The sequence below is a fragment of the Kocuria palustris genome, from assembly GCF_007666205.1.
Lineage (GTDB): Bacteria > Actinomycetota > Actinomycetes > Actinomycetales > Micrococcaceae > Kocuria > Kocuria palustris_A.
In genome coordinates this window covers 48471-70175 of record NZ_VDOR01000010.1, presented here as the reverse complement: position 1 = coordinate 70175, position 21705 = coordinate 48471, and the positions used below count along the sequence as shown (strand labels likewise).

Sequence of the window (21705 nt, the reverse complement as noted above, 5' to 3'; positions counted from 1 at the left end):
CGGATGAGCGCTCAGGGGGTGCGGGAGCGCAGCGGGAGGTCGAGCAGCCCGGGGATGTCGCGCAGCGAATCGACCACGGCGTCCGCCCCGGCCGCCATGAGCGAGTCCTCCCGGTGCGCCCCGGTCAGCACGCCCACGTTGGCCCGGGACCCTGCGCGGCGCCCGGAGAGCATGTCGGCGGCGGTGTCCCCGACCACCATGACCTCGCGGACGTCGGTCAGGTCCAGGGCCAGCAGCGCCGTGAGGATCATGTCCGGGTACGGGCGCCCGCGGCCGGCGTCGGAGGGGCACAGGCTCAGATCGGCCAGGCCCATCCAGCCGAGGTGCTCCAGGATCTGGTTCTGGCTGTGGCGGTTGTAGCTCGTGGCCAGGACCACCCTGAGACCGGCGTCCTGGAAGCCGCGGATGACGTCCTCCGCGCCGGGGACGGGCTCGACGACGTCGGTGCGCAGCAGGTCGTCGAACTGGCGCTCGAACTCCCGGCTCGCCTCGGCCGCCGTGGCCGGATCGTCCTGGAACAGGTGCTGGAAGACCCGGACCTTGGACTGGCCGAGCGTGTCCCGCACGAAGCCGAGCATCCCCGAGAAGCGCTCCGAGGAGGCATCGATCCCGAGGGTCTCGAGGGTCCGGGTGAAGGCCTGCTCCATGATCCCGTTGTCCTGGAACGACGTCCCGGACATGTCGATGAACGCGAGGCGGAGGTTGCGGGCGATGTCGGTTCGGAGGGGCACCGGCGCTCCTTGTGTGGTCGATCCCTGCTCGTCGTTCAGGGCACCGGGCCGTTCACCGCGAACAGTATGAATTCTCAAGCACGAAGGCTTGACACCCCATGGTCACGGCGCGGCGGGCCTGATCCGCAGACGCCCACGGAAGCTGGGGTGAACGACGAGCGAACTCTGCCCCCGCCGGCGCCGGGACGCGTCGATCGGGGGTCCCGCCCGCGCGCCGCCGGTCGATTGTGACGCTCCGGCGCGGCGATGCTAAGGTGTCATCCGCGCTGTGACCCTGCGAGGGTCCCGTCGCGCCGCCTTAGCTCAGTCGGTAGAGCGATTCACTCGTAATGAATAGGTCGCCGGTTCGATTCCGGCAGGCGGCTCGCGCAGAAGGCCCCGTCCCCCTCCCGGGAGACGGGGCCTTCGTCGTCCCCGGCCCCGGCGCGGCCCGGGCCCCCGCGCCCGTCGCCCGGTACGGGCCCAGCGGTTCAGTCCTCGCTCAGCCGGCCGTCGAGCATGCGCAGCCGGCGGTCCCCGGCCTCGAGCAGCTCGGTCTCGTGGGTGACCAGAACGGTCGCGATCCCGAAGCGCCGGGTGGTCTCGCGCAGCAGCTGCATGACCGCCGCCGAGCGCTCGTGGTCCAGCGCAGCCGTGGGCTCGTCGACCAGCATGACCGCGGGGCTGGTCATCAGCGCGCGGCCGATGTTGACGCGCTGCTGCTGCCCTCCGGAGAGCTGATGCGCTCGGCGCCCGGCCGCCGCCTCCAGCCCGAGCAGCTCGAGCAGCTCGTCGGCCCGCTCGGCGGCCTCCCTCCGGGCCCGTCGGCCCAGCCCGGCGATGTGCGCGGTGAGCAGCAGCTGCTCCCGGGCGGTGAGCGAGGCGAGCAGGTTGGGCTGCTGGAACACGAGCCCGATGCTGTCGCGGCGCATCCTCGTGCGCTGCTCGGGGCTCATGGCCGCGACGTCCCGGCCGTCGACCAGCACCTCCCCCGCGCTCGGGCTCACGAGCCCTGCGATGACGGACAGCAGCGACGACTTGCCCGAGCCGGAGGGCCCGGAGACGGCGGTCAGGATGCCCGCGCGGGCCTCGAGGCTCACGCCGTCGAGGGCGTGGACGGTGCGGGGGCGGCCGTCGTCGTCCTGGCCGTCGGGCCAGCTCAGCCGCACATCGCGGATCCGCAGCGGGGCGGGGGCGGCGGGCTCGGCGGCCGCAGGGGACCGCCAGGGAGCGGGGGTGCTGCTCAGGAGGGTCATGCCGGTCTCCTTCGGGTCGGGACGGGTGGACGGCCGGGGGCGGGTGCGCATCACGGCGCCGACAGCGCGATCTGCGGATCCACGGCGGTCACGCGGCGCACGGCCAGCAGGGCGGACGCCAGGCCGAGGACGAGGATCCCCAGGGCCGGCAGCAGCGTCGTGGCCGGCGTCAGGGCGAACGGGACGACGCCGGCGACCAGGACCCCGCCGATGCCGCCGATCAGCAGCCCGAGCGCCGTGCCGCCCAGGAGGACGGCCGCCGACTGGACCAGGGCGTCCCTGAGGACCCAGCCGCGGGAGGCGCCGAGGGCCCGCAGGATCGCGACCTCACGCGTGCGCTGGATGCTCCACACCGTCAGGAACGCGATCACCACGAGCGCGCCGATCCCGTAGAGGAAGCCCTGCATCATCAGCAGGGAGCCGCGCTCGGAGCTGTAGGCGGGCAGCGCGGCGAAGGAGCCGTCGGTGTCGGCGCTCCACGTGCCGGACGCCGCGTCCTGCTCGGCCAGCAGCTCGTCGACCTCCCCCGGGCCGAGGCCGTCGGCGGGGAAGATCGCCAGGGCGCTGCTGCGGCCGTCGTCCATGCGCAGCAGCTGCGCCGAGTCCTCCGTGGAGGTCCAGGCCACGGGGGAATGCGAGTACCACTCGTCGGCCGCGATGCCGACGACCTCGAGCGAGGCCGGCCCGGCGTCCAGGTCGTCGCCCACCCCGACCCCGAGGGCCTGCGCGATCTCCTCCGACAGCACGGTCTGCCCAGCTCCCGGGCGCCCCTGGCCCTCGAGGATCTCGAGCTCGGGGGCCAGGCGGGTGCCCGGCTCCAGGCCGAGCAGCGCTGCGGAGGACGACGTGCCGTCGTGCTCGAGCTGCGTGCGGCCGACGTCGAAGCGCTCGACGGCCTCGACGCCCTCGGCCTCGGCCCAGGAGCGGGCCTGCTGGGCGTCGATGCGGGAGTCGTCGTAGGCCGGGTCCTCGTCGCCCTGTCCGGCGGCCAGGGCGATCCGGGGCGCCTCGAGGCGCTCGAGCGCGGACGTGGACTGGTGTCCCAGCCCGTTGGTCAGCCCCGTGAGCATCACGACCAGCACCGTGATCATGGCGACCACGGAGCCGATCAGGGCGAAGCGGCCGCGCGCGAAGCGCAGATCGCGCAGGGACAGGAACATGCAGGTCACTCCTGGCGGGTCGGGGCGGGGCCTGCGGCAGGACGCGCCGCGCGGTCCCCGATGTGCTGGAGGCTCCACTGTCCGTCGCGGGAGGGGCCCGGGGCATCGGCCGGCGGGCCGGTCCTGCGCACGCCGATCGGCGCAGCCCAGGATCAGCCGATCGGCTGATGCGCCGTCCGTCCAGGTCCGTACGCTGGAGCGATGACCTCCTCCGCCGCCGCCCAGCAGAGGTCCGACGACGCCCCCGCCACCCCCGCCGTCCTGCGGGCCATGCGGGTCGTCCTGCACGTGAGCTTCGCGGGGCTGCTGGCCCTGGCCCTGGCCCGCTTCCTGATCGGCGCGGCATGGCCGGGAGCGCTGTGGCCGCTGTCCCTGTCGGCGCTGCTGGCGGCGGCGTACCTGGCGGGGACCCTCCTGGAGCATCGCGCCTTCCGCGGGGTGCGCCGGGGCTCGCGCCCGGTGCCTGTCGGACTGTGGCTGACGGTCGTGGTGGTGCTGTGGATCCTGCTGGCCCTGCATGCGCCGGACTTCTCGTGGGTGGTCTTCCCCCTGTTCTTCGTGGTCCAGGCGGTGCTGCCCACGGGCCCGAGCCTGCTGGCGGTCGCGGGGCTGACGGCCGTGGTGATCGCGGCGCAGGCCCTGCATGCGGCCCCCGGGGAGTTCGGGGCGGGGCAGGTCCTGGGGCCGATGATCGGCGCGGTGTTCGCCGTGGTCACGGCTTGGGCCTACCGCGCGCTGTGGCGCGACGCGCAGCGGCACCGCCGCACCGTGATCCAGCTCGAGCGCGCCCGCGAGGAGCTCGCCCACCGGGAGCATCGCGCCGGCATGCTCGCCGAGCGGGACCGCCTCTCCCGCGAGATCCACGACACCCTGGCGCAGGGCCTAGCCTCGATCGTGCTGGTCTCCCGCGCCGCCCAGGACTCGCTGGCGCACCGGAGCCTCGAGACCGCGGCCGAGCAGCTCCGGGTGATCGAGCAGACCGCCTCGGCCGATCTCGCCGAGGCGCGGCGGTTCGTCCAGGGCCTGGCCTCCCCGCGGCTGTCCGACGGGCTCGAGGACGCGCTGCAGGGCCTCGTCGACGGCGTGCGGACGCGGGCCGCCGCTGCAGGCTCGGACCTCACCGCCTCCCTCCACGTCGACGGCGATCCCCGCGATCTCGACGAGGCGGCCGAGGCCGTGCTCCTGCGGGCCGCGCAGACCTGCCTCGGCAATGCGGAGACCCACGCGGGCGCCTCCCGCGTCACCCTCACCCTGGCGTACTGGCCGGCGTCCGTGACCCTGGACGTCGTGGACGACGGCGCGGGCTTCGACGCCGCCGTGCGCTCGCACCCGGGCCCCGACGGCGGCTACGGCCTCCCCCACCTGCGGCGCCGCGCCGAGGAGCTGGGGGGCGCCCTGTCGGTCGAGTCCCGACCCGGCGCGGGCACGGCCGTCGCGCTGCAGCTGCCGGCCCGCGCGGCGGCGACCGGTCCGGCGCCCGCCGCCTCCCTCCCGACGGCGCGCGCATCCGAGCTCGGAGCCGGATCGGCGCCCACGGCCTCCGCCGCCCCTCCGCCGGACGGTTCCCGGAAGGCGCCGCAGTCCGCACGGACCGGAGGCGACGCATGACTGCCCCTGTCCCGACCCCCGGATCCCCGCTCGAGCTGCTGCTCGTGGACGACCACCCGGTCGTGCGAGCCGGTCTCAAGGCCCTGCTCGAGGCCGACGGGACGCTCGCGGTGCGCGCCGAGGCCGGCGACGGCGCGCAGGCGATCGCAGCGCTCGACGAGCACCCGGTCGACGTCGTGATCATGGACCTGCAGATGCCGACCATGGACGGGCCCACGGCCATCCGCCGCCTGCGCGAGCTCGGCGGGCCCCCGGTCCTGGTGCTGACGACCTATGAGACGCAGGCCGACATCGTCATGGCGCTCGAGGCCGGCGCCACCGGGTACCTGCTCAAGGACTCCCCCGCCGACGAGCTGCGCGATGCCGTGCGGCAGACCGCGCAGGGCCGCTCGGTGCTGGCGCCGTCGGTCACCCAGCAGCTGGTGCAGCGAGCGGCTCGTCCGGCGCAGACGCTCAGCGCGCGGGAGATCGAGATCCTGCAGGGACTGGCCACGGGGGCGAGCAACCGGGAGCTGGCCGCGCGCCTGGTGATCTCCGAGGCCACCGTCAAGACCCACCTGCTCCACGTCTACGACAAGCTCGGCGTCGACAACCGGACCGCCGCCGTCCACCGGGCGCGGGAGCAGCGGCTCATCTGAGGCTCAGGCCGCGCGGTGCTCCGCGAGCAGCCGCTCGCCGCGCCGGACGTGCTCGTCGACCGCCTCGGCGCGCCGCCGCACGGTCTCGAGCCGCTGCGCACGAGCCGTCTCAGGATCCGCCCCGGGGGCACGGAAGCGAGCCAGCGCCAGGGCCTCGGCCGCCTGGGCCATGTCGTTGCCGGCCCGCGAGAGCTCCCGATGCAGGTCGTTGAGCCACCCGCCGTCGGAGCCGGGGATGTCCTGATCGTCCGAGGGGGCGGCCGACTGCGCGGTGCGGCAGATCTCGCGCACCCGCGGCAGCAGATCCGCCAGCTCGTTGGCGGTGGGGACCACGGCGCCCTGCAGCTCGGGGTCCTGGATCTGCTCGAGGACCTGGTGGAAGCGGTCGAGGCCGCGGCGGAAGCGGCCGTGGGCCCGCCGCCACACGCCCAGACCCATCTCTCGCTCGTCGCGGCGCTTGGCGCGATGCTCGCTCAGGAATCCCATAGGGGCTCATGATGACACGTCGTCAGCATCCTGCCCTGCCATCCCGTCGTTGCCTCCGAGCCCGCCTTCCGCGAGCGGCCGATACTTCACCCATTCGCGCTCGCCGCCCCCGCGAGCGGCCGATTCCTCACCCATTCGCCCCCTCCACTCCCTCGAGTGGCCGATTCCTCACCGATTCGCGCCGGAAACGGTGAGGAATCGGCCACTCGCGAGATATGCGGTGAGGAACCGGCCACTCAGGGGAGATGCGGTGCGGAATCGGCCGATCGCTGCGGGAGATGGGGGCTTGGCGGACGGAGGGGCGACGTCAGCAGCAGCGGCCCTCCGGGTGGCGCTCCTGCCAGTCCTGCCAGCTGCGCCAGAACTCCCGCTCGGTCATCAGCGACTCCCCCTCGCCCGCATGGGCTCGGTGGTATTCGACGTAGCGCTGGTACTTGTCGGCGCCCAGGACGCCGTCGGCGAACCGCTTCAGCGAGGACGCGGCCCTCAGGATCGAGGTCATGCTCTGCTCCTTCCGTCTCTGCATTGCTGCTCGGCGGGCGCCCGCGGGTCGGGCTCGTCGCCGGGGCGCGCGCCCGGCGACGAGCCCTCGCCTCAGTGCCCGTGGCCGGTGACCCCGCCCGGGGTGCGCTGCTCGATCGGGACCTGCTCCCAGCGCCGCGCGAGCTCCTTCTCCGACGGCGTCGTGACGAAGCCCGCCGGGGCGTAGAAGCGGGACTCGACGTACGGGTCCTCGTGGCCGACGGCCTGTCCCTCCAGGTCCTGCACGCCGATCCTCCCGTGGGCCCGGTAGTGCTGGATGGTGCGGATGACGGCCATGATCACGACGGTGAGCGTCAGGACCACGAACACGATCGACAGGACCCCCTGGACCGTCGTGTTGCGCACGACCGCCTCCATGGCCTCGGTGGTCTGGGCCGTGCCGTGGCTGCTCTCCCCGTCGGCCAGCGCCTGGCGGAAGGCCGCGTTGTTGGCCCAGTAGCCGATCGCGGGATCCGAGGAGAAGATCTTCTGCCACGAGCCCGTGACGGTCACGGCGACGTCGAAGGCCAGCGGCACGATGATGATCCACAGGTAGCCGAAGCGCCCCCGGGACGCCGCGATGGTCAGGCAGACCGCGAGCGCGATCGCTGCGAGCAGCTGATTGGCGATGCCGAACAGCGGGTAGAACGTGTTGATGCCGCCCAGGGGATCGGTCACCCCCAGGATGAGGATCGTGCCCCAGCCCGCCACCATGATCGCGGTGGTCAGCCAGGCTCCCAGCCGCCAGTCGGGGTCGCGGAAGCGCGGGATCACGTTGCCCAGCGAGTCGGTGAGCATGAAGCGGGCCACACGGGTGCCGGCGTCGACCGCGGTGAGGATGAACAGCGCCTCGAACATGATCGCGAAGTGGTACCAGAAGCTCATCATCGATGCGCCGCCGAACCACTGGTTCATGATCCCGGCCAGGCCCACGGCCAGCGTGGGGGCGCCGCCGGTGCGGGAGACGATCGACTCCTCCCCCACCGCGTCGGCGGTGCCCTGGATCATCTCGGGGGTCACGCTCACGCCGGCCAGACCCAGGGAGTTCACCCAGGCCACGGCGCCCTCGACCGTGCCGCCGGTGGCCGCCGGCGAGGAGTTCATGGCGAAGTAGATCCCGCGGTCGATCGAGATCGCGGCCACCAGTGCCATGATCGCCACGAAGGACTCCATGAGCATGCCGCCGTAGCCGATCAGGCGCGTCTGGCGCTCCTTCTCGATCATCTTGGGGGTCGTGCCCGAGGCGATCAGGGCGTGGAACCCGGACAGGGCGCCGCAGGCGATCGTCACGAACAGGAACGGGAACAGCGCGCCGGAGAAGACGGGGCCGTCGGTGCGTCCGGCGAACTCCGAGACCGCGGGCACCGAGATCTCGGGACGCACGACGACGATGGCGACCGCGAGCAGGACGATGGTCCCGACCTTCATGAAGGTCGAGAGGTAGTCGCGCGGGCTCAGCAGCAGCCACACCGGCAGGACTGCGGCGACGAAGCCATAGATGATCACGCACCAGGCCAGCGTCACGCGGTCCAGGGTGAACAGCGCGACGCCCCAGTCCGTCTCCGCGACCCAGCCGCCGGCCACGATCGCGAGCATCAGCAGTGCGAAGCCCACCAGCGAGATCTCCAGGACCCTGCCCGGACGGATATAGCGCAGGTAGACGCCCATGAACAGGGCGATCGGGATGGTCATCCCGACCGAGAACACGCCCCACGGGGACTCGCCCAGGGCGTTGACGACCACGAGGGCCAGGATCGCCACGATGATGATCATGATGACGAGCGTCGCGATGATCGCCGCCCAGCCGCCGACCGGCCCGAGTTCGTCCTTGGCCATCTGGCCCAGGGAGCGCCCGCCGCGGCGCATCGAGAAGAACAGCACCAGGTAGTCCTGGACCGCGCCGGCCAGGATCACGCCCACGATGATCCAGATCGTGCCGGGCAGGTAGCCCATCTGGGCCGCCAAGACGGGGCCGACGAGAGGGCCCGCGCCGGCGATCGCCGCGAAGTGGTGGCCGTAGAGCACCCGGCGGTCCGTCGCGAGGTAGTCGCGGCCGTTGGCCTTGTACTCGGCGGGGGTGGCGCGGCGGTCGTCGGGCTGGACCAGCTTGCGCTCGATGAACCGGGAGTAGAACCGGTAGGCGATGAAGTAGCTGCAGACCGCAGCCAGCACGAACCAGATGGCGTTGACGGTCTCCCCGCGCACGATCGCGAGCATGACCCAGGCGAGTCCGCCCACGAGCGCGATGGCCGCCCACAGGGCGATCTTGGCCGGGGTCCATCGCGAGTGCTCGGCGTCAAGGACCTCAGGTTCGACGGCGGCGGGCGGCAGCTCGGTCTGCGGGTCCGGCGAGCCGGGCCCGCCGGCCCCGGGCGGCGTGACGGTGGTGCTCATGGAGGGCTCCTGGTGAGGGAGGGGACGATGCCGCCGCCCCGGCTGGAGGACGGGGGCGGGGCAGGGGACACCAGGAGTCTATGCGGACGTGATCCGGCTCATGCGACGAGCGCCACGGGCCGGCCGCGACGACGGGAGCGTCGTCGAGCGGCCGCTTCCGCACCGCTGCCCTATCGAGCGGTCGCTTCCGCACCGCATCCCCCTCGAGTGGCCGCTACGTCACCGATTCGCCGCGGAACCGGTGAAGAACCGGCCGGTCGCGGGTGGAGGGGTGGAGAAGCGGCCGGTCGCGCGGGCGAAGGAGGGGGAAAGGGTGGAGAAGCGGCCGGTCGCGCGGAGCAGGGCACGAGCTCAGGTCACGGCGTGAGCAGGATCTTCCCGATGTGCGTGCCGGAGTCGAAGTGCTCGTGGGCCTGCGCCGCCTGCTCGAGCGGGAACTCGCGGTCCACGATCGCGCGCACCTGTCCGGAGACGACCTTCGGCCAGACGTGCTCGTGGACCTGGGCCATGATCGCGGCCTTCTGCTCCGCCGGGCGGGCGCGCAGGGTCGTGGCGACGAGGTGCTGGCGCCTGACCATGAAGGAGCTCAGGTCGATCTCGGCCTTCCGCCCGCCCTGCAGCCCGATGATGATGAGCGTCCCGTCCGCCGCCAGGGCCTCGAGGTTCGGGGCGAGGTACTTGGCCCCGACGACGTCGAAGATGATCTCGGGCCCGCGGCCGCCGGTCAGCTGCTTCGCCCGCTCGACGAAGTCCTCCTGGTCGTAGCGGATCGGCTCGGCGCCGAGCTCGCGGACGAACTCCGCCTTGGCCTCGGAGCTCACCGTGGTGATGACCCGCATGCCGATCGCGCGGGCGATCTGGATCGCGGCGGTGCCGACGCCCCCGGTCCCGCCGTGCAGCAGCAGCGTCTGCCCCGAGTCCGCCCCGGCCTCCATCACGAGGTTCGACCACACGGTGGCCAGGACCTCGGGCAGCGCGGCGGCCTCGCTCATCGGCAGCGCGTCCGGCACGGGCAGGACGTTGGCGGCGGGTGCGACGACCTCCTCGGCGTAGCCGCCGGAGTCCATGAGCGCGCAGACCCGGGCGCCGGGGACCAGGACGCCGCCGTCGAGCGCGTGGTGCGCCGCGTCGTCGCCGACCTCGACCACGTGGCCGGAGACCTCGAGCCCGTAGACCGTGGAGCCGCCCTCGGGGACCTTGTAGTTGCCCGTGCGCTGGAGGACGTCCGCCCGATTGATGCCGACGTGCTCCACGCGGATGCGGATGCCGTCGGCGGTGAGCTCGGGAGCGGGCTGATCCGTGACGGAGAGGACCTCGGGCCCTCCGTGCTCGGCTTCGGCGACTGCGCGCATGAGTGCCTCCTGGGATCGTCGTGATGCGTCGTCTTCTGCGCTCAGGCTACTGACGGGGCCCGACGGCGGGGGCCGCGTTTCGCCGGGAGCCGCGTCGATTCGGCACCCCGCCCGCGGCAGTGGAAGAATGTGGCGCTGTGCGGGCGGTGCACGCCGACCCGTCACGGGAAGGTTGTCCGAGCGGCCGAAGGAGACGGTCTTGAAAACCGTTGTGCAGTGACCCTGCACCAAGGGTTCGAATCCCTTACCTTCCGCCTCGGCGCACGAGGGCCCCGACCGGGCGGACCGGTCGGGGCCCTCGTCTTCGGAGGCCGTCGTCGGGAGCAGGGGCGCCGCCCCGCGCGCTCCGGTACCTTGACCGCATGGACCCGACGACGCCGCCGCCCCGCCCTGCCGACAGCTCCTCCCGCCGCCACGAGGTGACCCTGCGCCAGCTGGCCGCGCCGACGGATCGCGGGCACTCCGGGACCGTCGATGCCGGGCGGGTCCTCGAGTGGGTGGACAAGGCCGCCTTCGCCGCGGCCGCCGCGTGGTCCGGCTCGTACTGCGTGACGGCCTACGTCGGCAACATCCACTTCCAGCATCCCGTCCAGGTGGGGGAGATGGTCGAGGTCACCGGAACGGTGCTCTACACGGGCCGGTCGTCCATGCACATCAACACCGTCGTGCGCTCCGGCGATCCCAAGACGGGCGTGCTCGAGGAACGGGCCCGCTGCCTGACGATCTTCGTGGCCGTCGACTCCGACGGGCATTCGGTCCCCGTCCCGCCCTTCGAGCCGCGCGGGCTGGAGCAGGAGCTGGCCCGCGACTACGCCCTGTCGCGCATCCCGATCCGGGAGGAGATCTCCGAGGAGATCTCGCGGCAGGACTACAGCGCCCCCGGAACCGCCGAGCGGGTGGTCCTGCGCTTCCTGGCGGCCCCGACCGATGTGAACTGGGGCGGCAAGGTCCACGGCGGCATCGTCATGGAGTGGATCGACGAGGCCGCCTACCTGTGCTCGGCGCGCTACTGCGGCCGGGACACCGTGGCCGTCTTCTCCGGCGGCGTGCGCTTCCTGCGCCCCCTGCACATCGGGGACATGGTGGAGGTCGACGCCCGGCTGATCTACACGGGGAACAAGGGCATGCACGTGGCCGTCGAGGTCCGCTCCGGGGATCCGAAGGCCCGGGAGCTGGAGGTGACCACCAACTGCCTGACCGTCATGGTGGCCCGCGACGAGGAGGGCACCTCCGTGCCCGTCCCGCGCTGGGAGCCGGCCGACGAGACGGATCGGCGCCTGTGGCAGCACGCCCGCACCCTCCTGGAGATCCGCAGCAGGGCGCAGGGCAACCGGCTTCCGAACCACCTGCTGGAGCAGCACGGCGACGACGCGGAGACCGCCTCGGGCTGAGCGGGTGGCGCCGGCCCGCGGCCCGCTCAGCGCCGCGGGACGACGGCCCGCACGGCTCCGGAGACCAGGCTCTCGAGCGGGCCGGGGCCGTCGCCGCCCGCGCGCCAGACCGTCGCCAGTGCGAGCAGCACGATGACCTGCAGCAGGTACAGGGCCATGAAGCCGGACATGATCACGTGCAGCGCGTACATGGTCAGCGGCATGGACCCGGCCGCCAGCAGCGGCATCAGGATGCGGACGTCGTCCCCCAGCGCCCGGCAGATCAGCACGCACACGGCGATGGCCGCGACCGCGATGCCGGCGGTGTGGACGAGGTCGAAGGTCGTCGACGAGTGCGGACCGGCCGTGGCCAGCCACCACCACGTGTCGGTGGGCGTGGTCCCGTGGCTGCTGATGTGCCTGGCCAGGTGCGGCGATCCCCATTCCAGCAGCCCGCGCCCGGCGGCCGCGCGCTCGATCGCCTCCGCCCCGCCCTGGGCCAGCAGGATCTGCGACGACGCCCAGGCCAGCCCCGCCGCGAGCGCGCCGGCGATGACGGCGCGGACGGCGGTCCTCCCGCTGCGCCAGTCGAGCCGCGCGATGAGCAGGCCCACGAGCAGGTAGCCCATCCACTGCAGCACGGGGTAGTAGCCCGTGAGCAGGACCGAGACCGCCAGATAGCCGGGATCGGCCAGATGCGTGATGTCCGGGGAGACGGCGGCCCGCGGCAGGGCCCAGGCGTCGCGCAGCAGATGCGAGACCACCGGCGAGGCCGCGAGCCAGACGGCCGTGAGAACGGCCAGCCACCGGGTGGGCAGGCGCAGGACCAGCGGTGCGAGCAGGAACAGCACGCCGTACTGGACGAGCACCACCGCGATCGAGGTCGACAGCCAGCTCAGCACCAGGCCGATGAGCGCGATCAGCGCCCCGCGCACCGCCAGGGCCGCGGCGGCGTCGCGCCACCGGTCGTACCGGCGCGTGGACAGCTCGACGGAGAACCCCGCGAGCACCGCGAACAGGGCCGCGGCCTTCCCCGCGATGAGCGCGACGGGCATGGGGTTCCCCGCCGGGTCGACGAGGGACAGGGTGTGGGTCGCCATCATCCCCAGCAGGGCGACGGCCCGGGCCAGATCGATGCCGAGCAGCCGGGACGACGCCCCTGCGCCGACCCGATCCGCGCAGGGCGCCTGTGCGCCGGCCGCCCCCGCGCGGGTCGTCTCGGGGGACCGGGCCGGGCCGTCGCGGTGGTTCTGCATGAGCCCACTGTGCCCGCGGATCACCGGCACCGCGAATCCGCCTCCGACCGGGCCGGACGTCGACGTCGGCGGGTCGTCGCGGTTGTCACGGAGTTGGCCGATCCCGGGCGGCGGAGCAGACTGGACGACGACCCCACGGGAGCCCGGCGCACGGGCTGAGAGGAAGCTGACGCGGCTTCGACCGTCGAACCTGCTCCGGTCAGCACCGGCGAAGGAAGTGATCGCATGACGGCATCATCCGCGCACGCCCCGACCACGGACACGGGGGATCCCCGTCCCCCTGAGCGCACCCGTCACGCGATCCGCGGCGGGATCATGGGCAACTTCGTCGATCAGTTCGACATCTTCCTCCCGGTGATGGCGCTGGGCCCGGCCGCCGCGCAGCTGTTCGGCGAGCAGGACGCCGTGTTCCGGGCGAGCCTGATCTTCGTGGCCACACTGATCGGGCGGCCCCTGGGCTCGCTGGTCTTCGGGCCGATCGCGGATCGGGTGGGCCGCACCGTCGTGACCCAGATCGCGCTGGCCGGGATCAGCCTCACCACCCTGCTGATCGCCCTGGTCCCCGGCCACCACGTCCTGGGGGCGGCCACGTTCTGGGCGGTGCTGATCCTGCGCTTCCTGGGCGGCGTGTTCCTGGGCGGGGAGTACACCTCCGCCGTGCCCCTGGCGATGGAGTGGGCCCGCCCGGGCTCACGCGGCCGGGTCAGCGGCTTCATCATGGCCATGTCCCCCTGCGCCAACGCCACGATCGCCGCGCTGACCTTCGCGCTCATCCAGGGGCTGGGCCCCGAGGACTACGCCGCCTGGGGATGGCGCATCCCCTTCCTCATCGGCGCCGCGATGGCCGCCGGGATGCTGGCCTACTACCGGCTGCGCATCGCGGACGCCCCCGGGCGGCAGCCGGCGGCCTCGGCCGCCCGCCCCGTGGCCGAGCTCGCGAGCAGCGGCCGGCGGCTGTGGCAGGTCTTCGTGCTGATGAGCGGGCTGTGGCTGTTCACCTACATGGCGGTGACCACGTTCACCGCCGAGCTCGGGGCCTCCGGGCAGATCGATGCGGCGCACGTGTCGCTGGTGATGATGTGCGCCACGGCGGTCTCTGCGGTCGCGATGGCCGCAGCAGGGCATCTGTCCACGTTCACGGGGCGGCGCCGGTTCTTCGTGGCCTTCGGCCTGGCCGCCGCCGTCGTCTCGCCGCTGATCTTCCTGGCGGTCTTCGCGGTGCAGGGCACCGGCCCCGTGCTGATGCTCGCCGCGGCCCTGCAGGTGGCCACGGTGACCTGCTACGGGCCGGTGGGCGCGTACCTGACGGAGCGCTTCGCCGACGGCGTGCGCTCGACCGGCTACGGCGCCGCCTACAGCCTCTCGATCGTGCTCCCGGCCCTCTACCCGTACTACCTGCCGCCCCTGCAGGAGGCCCTGGGCCGTCACGGGGCCGTGGCCGCGCTCCTCGTGCTGGCCGGTCTGCTGGTGGCGATCGGCGGGCTGCTGGGTCCGGACACCGACCGCTTCGGCCCGCTGCCGCGACGGGCGGGGTGAGCCCTCGCCCGTCGCGGCCGGGTCAGACCTCCGTCAGGTCCCGCGAGGGGGTGTCCGCCGTCGAGGCCCGGCCCGCATAGGCCCCGCGGTACCTTGCCGCCGGATGGGTGTCGAGCACCCTGGACTGCCCGGCGCCGTAGACGTTCTCGCGCAGGGTCGGCCCGTCGTAGTCCGTGCGGTACCGCCCGCGCTTCTGCAGCTCGGGCACCACCAGCTCCACGAAGTCCTCGAACGACCCCGGAGACACGTGGTAGGCCAGGTTGATGCCGTCCAGGCCGCCGTCGTCGATCCAGGTCTCGAGCTGATCCGCCACGGTCTGCGGGGAGCCGACGACCACATCACCCATCCCGCCGAGCGCGCAGTGCCGGGCGATGTCCTCGCGGGTCCACTGCTTGGCGCCGTCCTGCATCGTGAACGGGGTCAGGAAGGACTGGATGGCCTCGGTCTTGACGTAGTTCAGGACCTCGTCCTCCTGGAACGTCGACAGGTCCAGTCCGGACCAGCCGCCGATGATGGCCTGCGAGGCCTCGAGGTTCGCGTACTCCTGGTACTCGCGGTGCTTGGCCCGGGCCTTCTCGTCGGTCTCGTCGACCACGACGGAGAGCATCGCGTAGATCTTCACGTCGTCGCGGTCGCGCCCCTGCGCCTCGGCGTTGTCGCGGATGCGATCGGTCATGTGTCGGGTGAGATCCGGGCGCAGCGCTCCGATGAACACGGCCTCGGCGTGCTTGCCGGCGAAGGCCTGGCCCCGGGAGGAGGCACCCGCCTGGAAGATCAGCGGCGTGCGCTGCGGGCTCGGCTCGGTGAGCGCGGCGCCGGGCACCGAGAAGTGCTTGCCCCGGTGCTGGATCGGGTGCACCTTGGCCGGGTCGGCGTAGAGGCCGCGCTCGCGGTCCTTGACGACGGCGCCGTCCTCCCACGAGCCCTCCCACAGCTTGTAGCAGACGTCGAGGAACTCGTCGGCGATCTCGTAGCGCTCGTCGTGCTCGATCTGGGTGGGCAGGCCCTGGTTCTCGGCCGCCGAGGGCAGGTAGGAGGTCACCACGTTGAAGCCCACGCGGCCGCGGGTGAGGTGATCGAGCGTGGCGAACCTCCGGGCCAGCGTGTACGGCTGCTCGTAGGTGACGGCGCTGGTCACGCCGAAGCCGAGGCGCTCGGTCACCGCGGCCATGGCGGAGATCTGCAGGAACGGGTCGTTGACCGGGACCTGGGCGCCGTCGGCGATCGCGGGGGCCGCGGAGTTGCGGTAGATGTCGTAGATGCCGACGACGTCGGCCAGGAACAGGGCGTCGAACCGGCCCCGCTCCAGGGTCCGGGCCAGGTCGGTCCAGTACTCGATCGTGTTGTACTCCGTGGCCCGCGAGCGCGGGTGCCGCCAGAGGCCGAAGCTCTGGTGGTCCACGCAGGTCATGTCGAACGCGTTGAGCGAGATCCGCTTGGTCATGGAGATGTCCTCCTGGGTCGGGTGGACCCGCGCCCCGTGCGCCACCGTGCAGTGGTCATACCTGCGGGTCCAGCGCGTGAGGGCGCCGTACTTGCCGCGCGCGGTCTAGCGCGCGGCCCGATCCTCACCTGGGGCACCCCGCTACGGGAGAGGGTTGCCGTCCGGCCAGCCAGGGCTGTGGGCCGGAACTCTTGATCGTGTGGGCGTCATCCTAAGCGCATGAGTGCCCTGGTCGGAAAGCCGGGCCGTCCGCTGCCCCGGACGACGCCCGATTTGCCGATCGGGGCGCGCAGGGCTTTGACTGACCCCGGTTCCCATCCGGAGCGGCCGAGAGACCTGGCTCGTCGACGCCGCAGCAACCCGTGCCGTCCATTACGCGGCACACGGTGCTAATGCCAGGACCGATGGAGTGATGTGATGAGTCCTGCGCCCTCGTCCGCCCCGAGCACGGGCGGCTCCTACTCCGATCCCCTGCGCCCCACCCCGAACCCCGCCCGCGTCTCGGACGAGGCTCGCGTGCAGTTCTGGGAGCAGCAGGCCTCCCGGCTCGACTGGGCCGAGCCCTGGCACACCGCGCATCGCTTCGAGAAGCCGCGCCGCATCGGCACCGACGACGACGGGAGCCCCACCTTCTCGGTGCCCGAGATCGCGTGGTTCGAGGGCGGGAGGCTCAACGTCGCGCACAACTGCGTGGACCGCCACGTCGAGGCCGGCCGCGGCTCCCACGTGGCCCTGCACTTCGAGGGCGAGCCCGGGGACCGCCAGACGTGGACGTACACCGACCTGCAGAAGGCGGTCGCACGGGCGGCCAATGCCCTGGAGGGCCTGGGCGTGGTCCCGGGCGACCGGGTGGTGATCTACCTGCCGGTCATCCCCGAGACGATCATCATCACCCTGGCCTGCGCGCGGATCGGCGCCGTGCACTCGCTGGTCTTCGGCGGCTTCTCCGCGGAGGCCCTGCGCTTCCGCGTCGAGGACACCGGCGCCAGGATCCTGGTCACCGCGGACGGGCAGAATCGCCGCGGCTCCGCGGTGCCCGTCAAGGCGCAGGCGGACGAGGCGTGCGCCGGGGACAACAGCATCGAGCACGTGCTCGTCGTGCGCCGGACGTCGCGCGCGGGCAACCCCCGCCTGCCCGTCGGCAAGCGCGGCGCTCGCTCCAACGACCAGATGAACGTGCCCTGGACCGCGGGGCGCGACCTGTGGTGGCACGAGCTCACCGAGACGGCTTCCGAGGTGCACGAGGCACAGGCCTTCGACGCCGAGACCCCGCTGTTCATCATCTACACCTCCGGGACCACCGGCCGGCCCAAGGGCCTCGTGCACACCATGGGCGGCTACCTGGTGCAGTCCGCGTACACCCACGCGCTGCTCTTCGACCTGCTGCCCGATGCCCCCGACGACGACGGCGCGCTGCGCCCGCAGGAGCTCTCCGCCGTCAACGACCCCGCCAAGGTGGACTCCGCGGTGCACTGGTGCACGGCCGACCTGGCCTGGGTCACCGCGCACACGTACGAGATCTACGGGCCGCTGGTCAACGGGGTGACCCAGGTCCTCTACGAGGGCACGCCGAGCACCCCGGACTTCGGGCGCCACTTCGAGATCATCGAGCGCTACGGGGTGACGAGCTACTACACCGCCCCGACCCTGATCCGATCGCTCATGGGCGCGTTCCCCAACGGGCTGCCCAAGATCTGGAACCTCTCCTCGATCCGCCTGCTGGGCTCGGTCGGCGAGTCCATCAACCCGGAGGCCTGGCGGTGGCTGCGCCGTCACGTCGGCCGCGACGAGGTCCCGTTCGTGGACACGTGGTGGCAGTCCGAGACGGGCTCGTGCGTGGCCTCCCCGCGCCCGCACGATCCGCAGTTCGCCCCGGAGGGCACGTTCCCGGAGGGCACGCCCGGCACGACCCCCAAGCCGGGCTGCGCCGTGCGCCCGGTTCCGGGGGTCTCCACGCGCGTCGTCGACGCCGCGGGCGGCGACGTCCCCGCGGGCGAGCAGGGCCTCGTCGTCGTCGATGCCATCGGGCCGTCCATGGCCCGGACCGTGTGGGGCGATCCGCAGCGGTACCTGAGCTCGTACTGGGCCCACTACGGCGAGCGGGGCTGGTTCCTGGCCGGCGACGGCGCCCGCCTGGACGACGACGGGGACCTGCACATCCTGGGCCGCGCGGACGACGTCATCAACGTGTCCGGCCACCGCCTGTCGACCATCGAGATCGAGTCGGCCCTGGTCACCCACCCCCTGGTCGTCGAGGCCGGGACCGCCCCGGTGGCCGACGAGCTCACCGGCCACGCCGTGCTGGCCTGCGTGGTGCTGACCCCGGAGGGCCGGAGGCTGCCCGAGGCCGAGGTGCACGAGGCCCTGCGCGCCCACGTGGCCCGCGAGATCGGCCCCATCGCCAAGCCCCGGGAGGTCGTCCCGGTGCCGGATCTGCCCAAGACCCGATCGGGGAAGATCACCCGCCGCCTGCTCGGCCAGCTCTACGAGGACAGGCCGCTGGGCGACCGCTCCTCCCTGCAGAACGAGGAGGCCCTCGAGGCGATCGCAGAGGTCTTCGCCCGGCGCCGCCGCTGACCCGCCCTTGCGGCGCCCGCCCGGGCCCCGCAGACTTCCGCACGACCGCCACCGGGGCCGGAGGCCCCCACGAGGAGGACACATGGCCGAGCACCAGTTCGGTTTCCGCACCCGTGCGCTGCACGCGGGCGGGACCCCCGATGCCGAGCACGGGGCCCGCTCCGTGCCGATCTACCAGACCAGCTCGTTCGTGTTCCAGGACGCCGACGACGCCGCCAGCCTGTTCGCGCTGCAGAAGTACGGGAACATCTACTCGCGCATCGGCAACCCGACGGTCGCGGCCTTCGAGGAGCGCGTGGCCTCCCTGGAGGGCGGCATCGGCGCGGTGGCCACGGCTTCCGGCATGGCCGCCGAGTTCATCACCTTCGCCGCCCTGTGCGGGCACGGCGATCACATCGTGGCCTCCTCCCAGCTCTACGGCGGCACCGTGACCCAGCTCGACGTCACCCTGCGCCGCTTCGGCGTCGAGACCGCGTTCGTGCCCGGCACCGATCCCGCCGACTTCCGAGCCGCGCTCACCCCGAGGACCAAGGCGCTCTACACCGAGCTGATCGCGAACCCGTCGGGCGAGATCGCCGACCTGGAGGGCCTGGCCGAGGTCGCGCACGAGGCCGGGGTCCCGCTGGTCGTGGACGCCACGCTGAACACCCCGTACCTGGCCCGGCCCTTCGAGCACGGCGCGGACATCGTGATCCACTCCGCGACCAAGTTCCTGGGCGGGCACGGCACCACGCTGGGCGGCGTCGTCGTCGAGTCCGGGCGCTTCGACTGGGGCAACGGGAACTTCCCGTCCATGACCGAGCCGGTGGCCTCCTACAACGGCGTGAGCTGGTGGCGGAACTTCGGCGAGTACGGCTTCCTGACCAAGCTGCGCTCGGAGCAGCTGCGCGACATCGGCCCGGCGCTGTCCCCGCAGTCGGCGTGGAACCTGCTGCAGGGCGTGGAGACGCTGCCCCACCGCATCGACGCCCACGTGGCCAATGCGCACGCGGTCTCGGAATGGCTGGAGGCCGATCCCCGGATCTCCTACGTGAACTACGCCGGGCTGCCCGGGCACCCGCATCACGAGCGCGCGCAGAAGTACCTGCCCCAGGGGCCGGGCTCCGTCTTCGCCTTCGGGGTGCGCGCCACGGCGCAGCTCGACGCCCGCGAGGTCGGCCATCGGTTCATCGAGGGGCTGCAGCTGGCCTCGCACCTGGCCAACATCGGCGATGCCCGCACCCTGGTCCTGCACCCGGCCTCGACCACGCATCAGCAGCTCAGCGCCGAGCAGCTCGTCTCCGGCGGCGTCGGCCCCGATCTGATCCGCATCTCGGTGGGCCTCGAGGACGCCGCCGACATCCTGTGGGACCTCGACCAGGCCCTCACCGCCGCCACCGGCACCACTCGCGAAGGAGCCTCCGCATGAGCACCGAGTCCCGCACCTGGGTGGGCCCCAGCGCCGCCGAGCGCCTGTCCATCCTGCGCAGCACCCGATCCATCGCGATCGTCGGCATGTCGGACAAGCCCTCGCGGGCGTCCTACTTCGTGGCGACGTACCTGCTGTCCTCGTCCCCGTACGACGTCTACTTCGTGAACCCCGTGCTCGACGAGGTCCTGGGGCAGAAGGTCTACCCCTCCCTGGCCGAGCTGCCCGTGGTGCCCGATCTCGTGGAGGTCTTCCGCAAGGACGCCGACCTGCCCGGCGTGGCCCGGGAAGCCGTCGACATCGGCGCCAAGACCGTCTGGATGCAGCTGGGCTCGTGGAACGAGGAGGCCGCCCGGATCGCGGAGGACGCCGGGCTCGACGCGGTGATGGACCGCTGCGTGAAGATCGAGCACGCGCGCTTCCACGGCGGGCTGCACCTGGCCGGCTTCAACACCGGGGTCATCTCCGCCAAGCGCCAGGTCACGGCCTGAGCCGCTGACGCCCTCCCCCGTCCGAGAGGCGGCGACGCACCCGGCGCACGACGGTCACGGCAGCACACGCTGGTTCGTCCTGGCCGCGGTGCTGGGCACCGGTCACGGTCTGTTCAGCCTCCACTGGGCCGCCGGCGGGACCTGGCTGCTGTCCACGGTGGGCGAGATCGCCGAGCAGTTCGACGGACGGCTGTGGCTGCTCGCTCCGGTGGGGCTCGTGAAGATCGCCGCCGGTCTCGGGCCGTGGCTGCTCGCTCGCCTGGGCCGGCCGCTCCGGGCGCTGAGCCGCGCGATCTGCTGGCTCGGCGCCGCCGTGCTGATCGGCTGGGGCTGTCTCAGCGCAATCGTCGCCCACCTGGTGCTGGCGGGCGTCGTCTCCCCCGAAGGCGGGTACGACCGGGCCTCGATGCTGGGGCACGCGTGGCTGTGGAATCCGTGGTTCGTCGCCTGGGGCGCGGCTGTGGTGATCGGGCTGAGGGCGCTCGCGTCGGGCGGCCGCGGTGCCGGCCGACACCCGCTGAGCCACAGCCGGCGCTGCATCCGGAGGGCGACAGACGCGCGCACGAGCGGTTGACTGACCCCATGGAGATCATCAAGCAGTACACCGTGCTGGATGCCGCGGACGTCGAGGCGGAGGCCGCCTTCTGGGCCGCGGTGCTCGGCGGCACCGCCCGCCCGGACCTCGAGAGCGCGTCCGGGGACTGGCGCACGATCGTGGTCAGGGGCCGAGATGTGCTGGGCATCCAGCTGGCCCCGGACCACATCCGCCCCCAGTGGCCCGACGGCCCGCAGCGCCAGCAGGCGCATCTGGACCTCTGCATCGCCGATCTCGAGACCGCGCATGCCGAGGTCATGGGGCTGGGCGCCGAGCTGCTGCAGCCCGCCGAGGACCCGTCCGCCCAGCGCGGCTTCCAGGTCTACGCCGATCCCGCCGGCCACCCGTTCTGCCTCTGCTGGGAGTGAAGCGGCGGGAGCGGTGCAGGCCCGGCCCCGGGCCGCAGGCGACTCAGTGCTCCCCGCCGCCGTGGGCGGCCCGGTGATGCGCCGCGCCGCAGCTCGACCGGTCCGTCGAGCCCGATCGCTCAGCCGACGAGCCGCTGAAGGCCCCCACGGCGATCGCGGCGGCGATGCCGAACACCGCTGCCGTCGCCGGGCCGACGAGCTCGAGTCCGGCCAGCAGCAGGACCACCGCGCCGGCGACCGCGAGCTGCAGGGCCTTGAGCCGGGCCAGCCGCCGGTCCCAGACGTCGAAGGCGATGCTCAGCAGGGAGCCGGTCTCCCCCGGAACGTACGAGGCCGGGGCGCACCACGCGCCGACCGCCGCCGTCAGCGCGGCGGCGATGCTCACCGAGACGAACTCGAAGCTCATCAGGGGCAGGCCGACGGCCACCATCACGACGACGATCGGCGTGGCGATCAGGGGGATGCGGAGCATGGATCCAGCGAATCACATCGGAATCGCGATCGATCCCGTGTGACGCCGGCGGCTTCGAACAC

19 protein-coding genes, 2 tRNA genes and 2 riboswitches are annotated in these 21705 nt (G+C 72.7%); of the genes, 11 read left to right on the top strand and 10 right to left on the bottom strand.

Translation table 11 applies throughout. From position 1 onward, the window contains the following. Positions 1-11: 11 nt before the first annotated feature. A complete protein-coding gene (locus tag FSY66_RS09885) occupies positions 12-731 on the bottom strand; it encodes an HAD-IA family hydrolase (protein WP_260853630.1) in 720 nt (239 codons plus the stop codon). 292 nt (positions 732-1023) lie between these two features. Between FSY66_RS09885 and FSY66_RS09880 the strand changes: the two genes are divergently transcribed. Next, a tRNA-Thr gene (locus tag FSY66_RS09880) sits at positions 1024-1096 on the top strand. 105 nt (positions 1097-1201) lie between these two features. On the opposite strand, the gene FSY66_RS09875 is transcribed toward FSY66_RS09880, so the two are convergent. Continuing rightward, a complete protein-coding gene (locus FSY66_RS09875; RefSeq protein WP_144794425.1) occupies positions 1202-1966 on the bottom strand; it encodes an ABC transporter ATP-binding protein in 765 nt (254 codons plus the stop codon). A 50-nt stretch (positions 1967-2016) separates the two neighbouring features. Then, positions 2017-3126, bottom strand: coding sequence for an ABC transporter permease (locus FSY66_RS09870; RefSeq protein WP_144794423.1), 1110 nt, complete (start codon positions 3124-3126; stop codon positions 2017-2019). 201 nt (positions 3127-3327) lie between these two features. On the opposite strand from FSY66_RS09870, the gene FSY66_RS09865 reads away from it, so the two are divergent. Together FSY66_RS09865 and FSY66_RS09860 are read left to right on the top strand one after the other, a co-directional pair. Next, entirely contained in the window at positions 3328-4734 is a 1407-nt protein-coding gene (locus FSY66_RS09865) for a sensor histidine kinase (RefSeq protein ID WP_144794421.1), read from the top strand. Continuing rightward, entirely contained in the window at positions 4731-5372 is a 642-nt protein-coding gene (locus tag FSY66_RS09860) for a response regulator (RefSeq protein WP_144794419.1), read from the top strand. Before FSY66_RS09865 ends, FSY66_RS09860 begins: the two co-directional genes overlap by 4 nt. A gap of 3 nt (positions 5373-5375) precedes the next feature. Here the strand turns inward: FSY66_RS09860 and FSY66_RS09855 are convergent, their stop codons facing one another. From FSY66_RS09855 to FSY66_RS09835, 4 genes are all read right to left on the bottom strand, one after another. Beyond that, positions 5376-5858, bottom strand: a complete 483-nt coding sequence (locus FSY66_RS09855) for a hypothetical protein (RefSeq protein ID WP_144794417.1) — start codon at positions 5856-5858, stop codon at positions 5376-5378. Between the two features lie 307 nt (positions 5859-6165). Beyond that, positions 6166-6360, bottom strand: coding sequence for a YbdD/YjiX family protein (locus FSY66_RS09850; RefSeq protein WP_144794415.1), 195 nt, complete (start codon positions 6358-6360; stop codon positions 6166-6168). A 92-nt stretch (positions 6361-6452) separates the two neighbouring features. Beyond that, positions 6453-8774 (bottom strand): carbon starvation CstA family protein, encoded by a 2322-nt coding sequence (locus FSY66_RS09845; RefSeq protein WP_144794413.1) that lies wholly within the window; start codon positions 8772-8774, stop codon positions 6453-6455. A 356-nt stretch (positions 8775-9130) separates the two neighbouring features. Continuing rightward, complete coding sequence (locus tag FSY66_RS09835) at positions 9131-10126, bottom strand: NAD(P)H-quinone oxidoreductase (RefSeq protein ID WP_144794411.1); 996 nt, start codon at positions 10124-10126, stop codon at positions 9131-9133. Between the two features lie 166 nt (positions 10127-10292). On the opposite strand from FSY66_RS09835, the gene FSY66_RS09830 reads away from it, so the two are divergent. Together FSY66_RS09830 and FSY66_RS09825 are read left to right on the top strand one after the other, a co-directional pair. After that, a tRNA-Ser gene (locus FSY66_RS09830) sits at positions 10293-10380 on the top strand. Between the two features lie 108 nt (positions 10381-10488). Continuing rightward, on the top strand, positions 10489-11517 hold the full coding sequence (locus FSY66_RS09825) for an acyl-CoA thioesterase (protein WP_144794409.1): 1029 nt from the start codon (positions 10489-10491) through the stop codon (positions 11515-11517). 26 nt (positions 11518-11543) lie between these two features. Here the strand turns inward: FSY66_RS09825 and FSY66_RS09820 are convergent, their stop codons facing one another. Then, positions 11544-12752 (bottom strand): heparan-alpha-glucosaminide N-acetyltransferase domain-containing protein, encoded by a 1209-nt coding sequence (locus tag FSY66_RS09820; protein ID WP_144794407.1) that lies wholly within the window; start codon positions 12750-12752, stop codon positions 11544-11546. A gap of 225 nt (positions 12753-12977) precedes the next feature. On the opposite strand from FSY66_RS09820, the gene FSY66_RS09815 reads away from it, so the two are divergent. After that, a complete protein-coding gene (locus FSY66_RS09815) occupies positions 12978-14288 on the top strand; it encodes an MFS transporter (RefSeq protein WP_144794405.1) in 1311 nt (436 codons plus the stop codon). A gap of 22 nt (positions 14289-14310) precedes the next feature. Here the strand turns inward: FSY66_RS09815 and FSY66_RS09810 are convergent, their stop codons facing one another. Beyond that, a complete protein-coding gene (locus FSY66_RS09810) occupies positions 14311-15732 on the bottom strand; it encodes an LLM class flavin-dependent oxidoreductase (protein WP_144794403.1) in 1422 nt (473 codons plus the stop codon). Positions 15733-15814: 82 nt separating this feature from the next. Further along, a riboswitch (SAM riboswitch) is annotated at positions 15815-15929 on the bottom strand. Between the two features lie 114 nt (positions 15930-16043). After that, positions 16044-16151, top strand: a riboswitch (SAM riboswitch). Between FSY66_RS09810 and FSY66_RS09805 the strand changes: the two genes are divergently transcribed. The 5 genes from FSY66_RS09805 (at position 16150) to FSY66_RS09785 (ending at position 21171) form a co-directional block, all read left to right on the top strand. Beyond that, complete coding sequence (locus FSY66_RS09805; RefSeq protein ID WP_144794401.1) at positions 16150-18309, top strand: AMP-binding protein; 2160 nt, start codon at positions 16150-16152, stop codon at positions 18307-18309. It overlaps the preceding riboswitch by 2 nt. Before the next feature lie 82 nt (positions 18310-18391). After that, positions 18392-19717, top strand: a complete 1326-nt coding sequence (locus tag FSY66_RS09800; RefSeq protein ID WP_144794400.1) for an O-acetylhomoserine aminocarboxypropyltransferase/cysteine synthase family protein — start codon at positions 18392-18394, stop codon at positions 19715-19717. Beyond that, positions 19714-20208, top strand: coding sequence for a CoA-binding protein (locus tag FSY66_RS09795; protein WP_144794399.1), 495 nt, complete (start codon positions 19714-19716; stop codon positions 20206-20208). The genes FSY66_RS09800 and FSY66_RS09795 overlap by 4 nt, the downstream gene beginning before the upstream one ends. An 88-nt stretch (positions 20209-20296) precedes the next feature. After that, entirely contained in the window at positions 20297-20782 is a 486-nt protein-coding gene (locus FSY66_RS09790) for a DUF3995 domain-containing protein (RefSeq protein ID WP_186304539.1), read from the top strand. A gap of 8 nt (positions 20783-20790) precedes the next feature. After that, complete coding sequence (locus FSY66_RS09785) at positions 20791-21171, top strand: VOC family protein (protein ID WP_144794397.1); 381 nt, start codon at positions 20791-20793, stop codon at positions 21169-21171. 43 nt (positions 21172-21214) lie between these two features. Here FSY66_RS09785 and FSY66_RS09780 read toward each other — a convergent pair whose 3' ends face one another. After that, the gene (locus tag FSY66_RS09780; RefSeq protein ID WP_144794396.1) at positions 21215-21643 is read right to left on the bottom strand and encodes a hypothetical protein; all 429 of its coding nucleotides are present in this window, start codon (positions 21641-21643) and stop codon (positions 21215-21217) included. Positions 21644-21705: the final 62 nt, after the last annotated feature.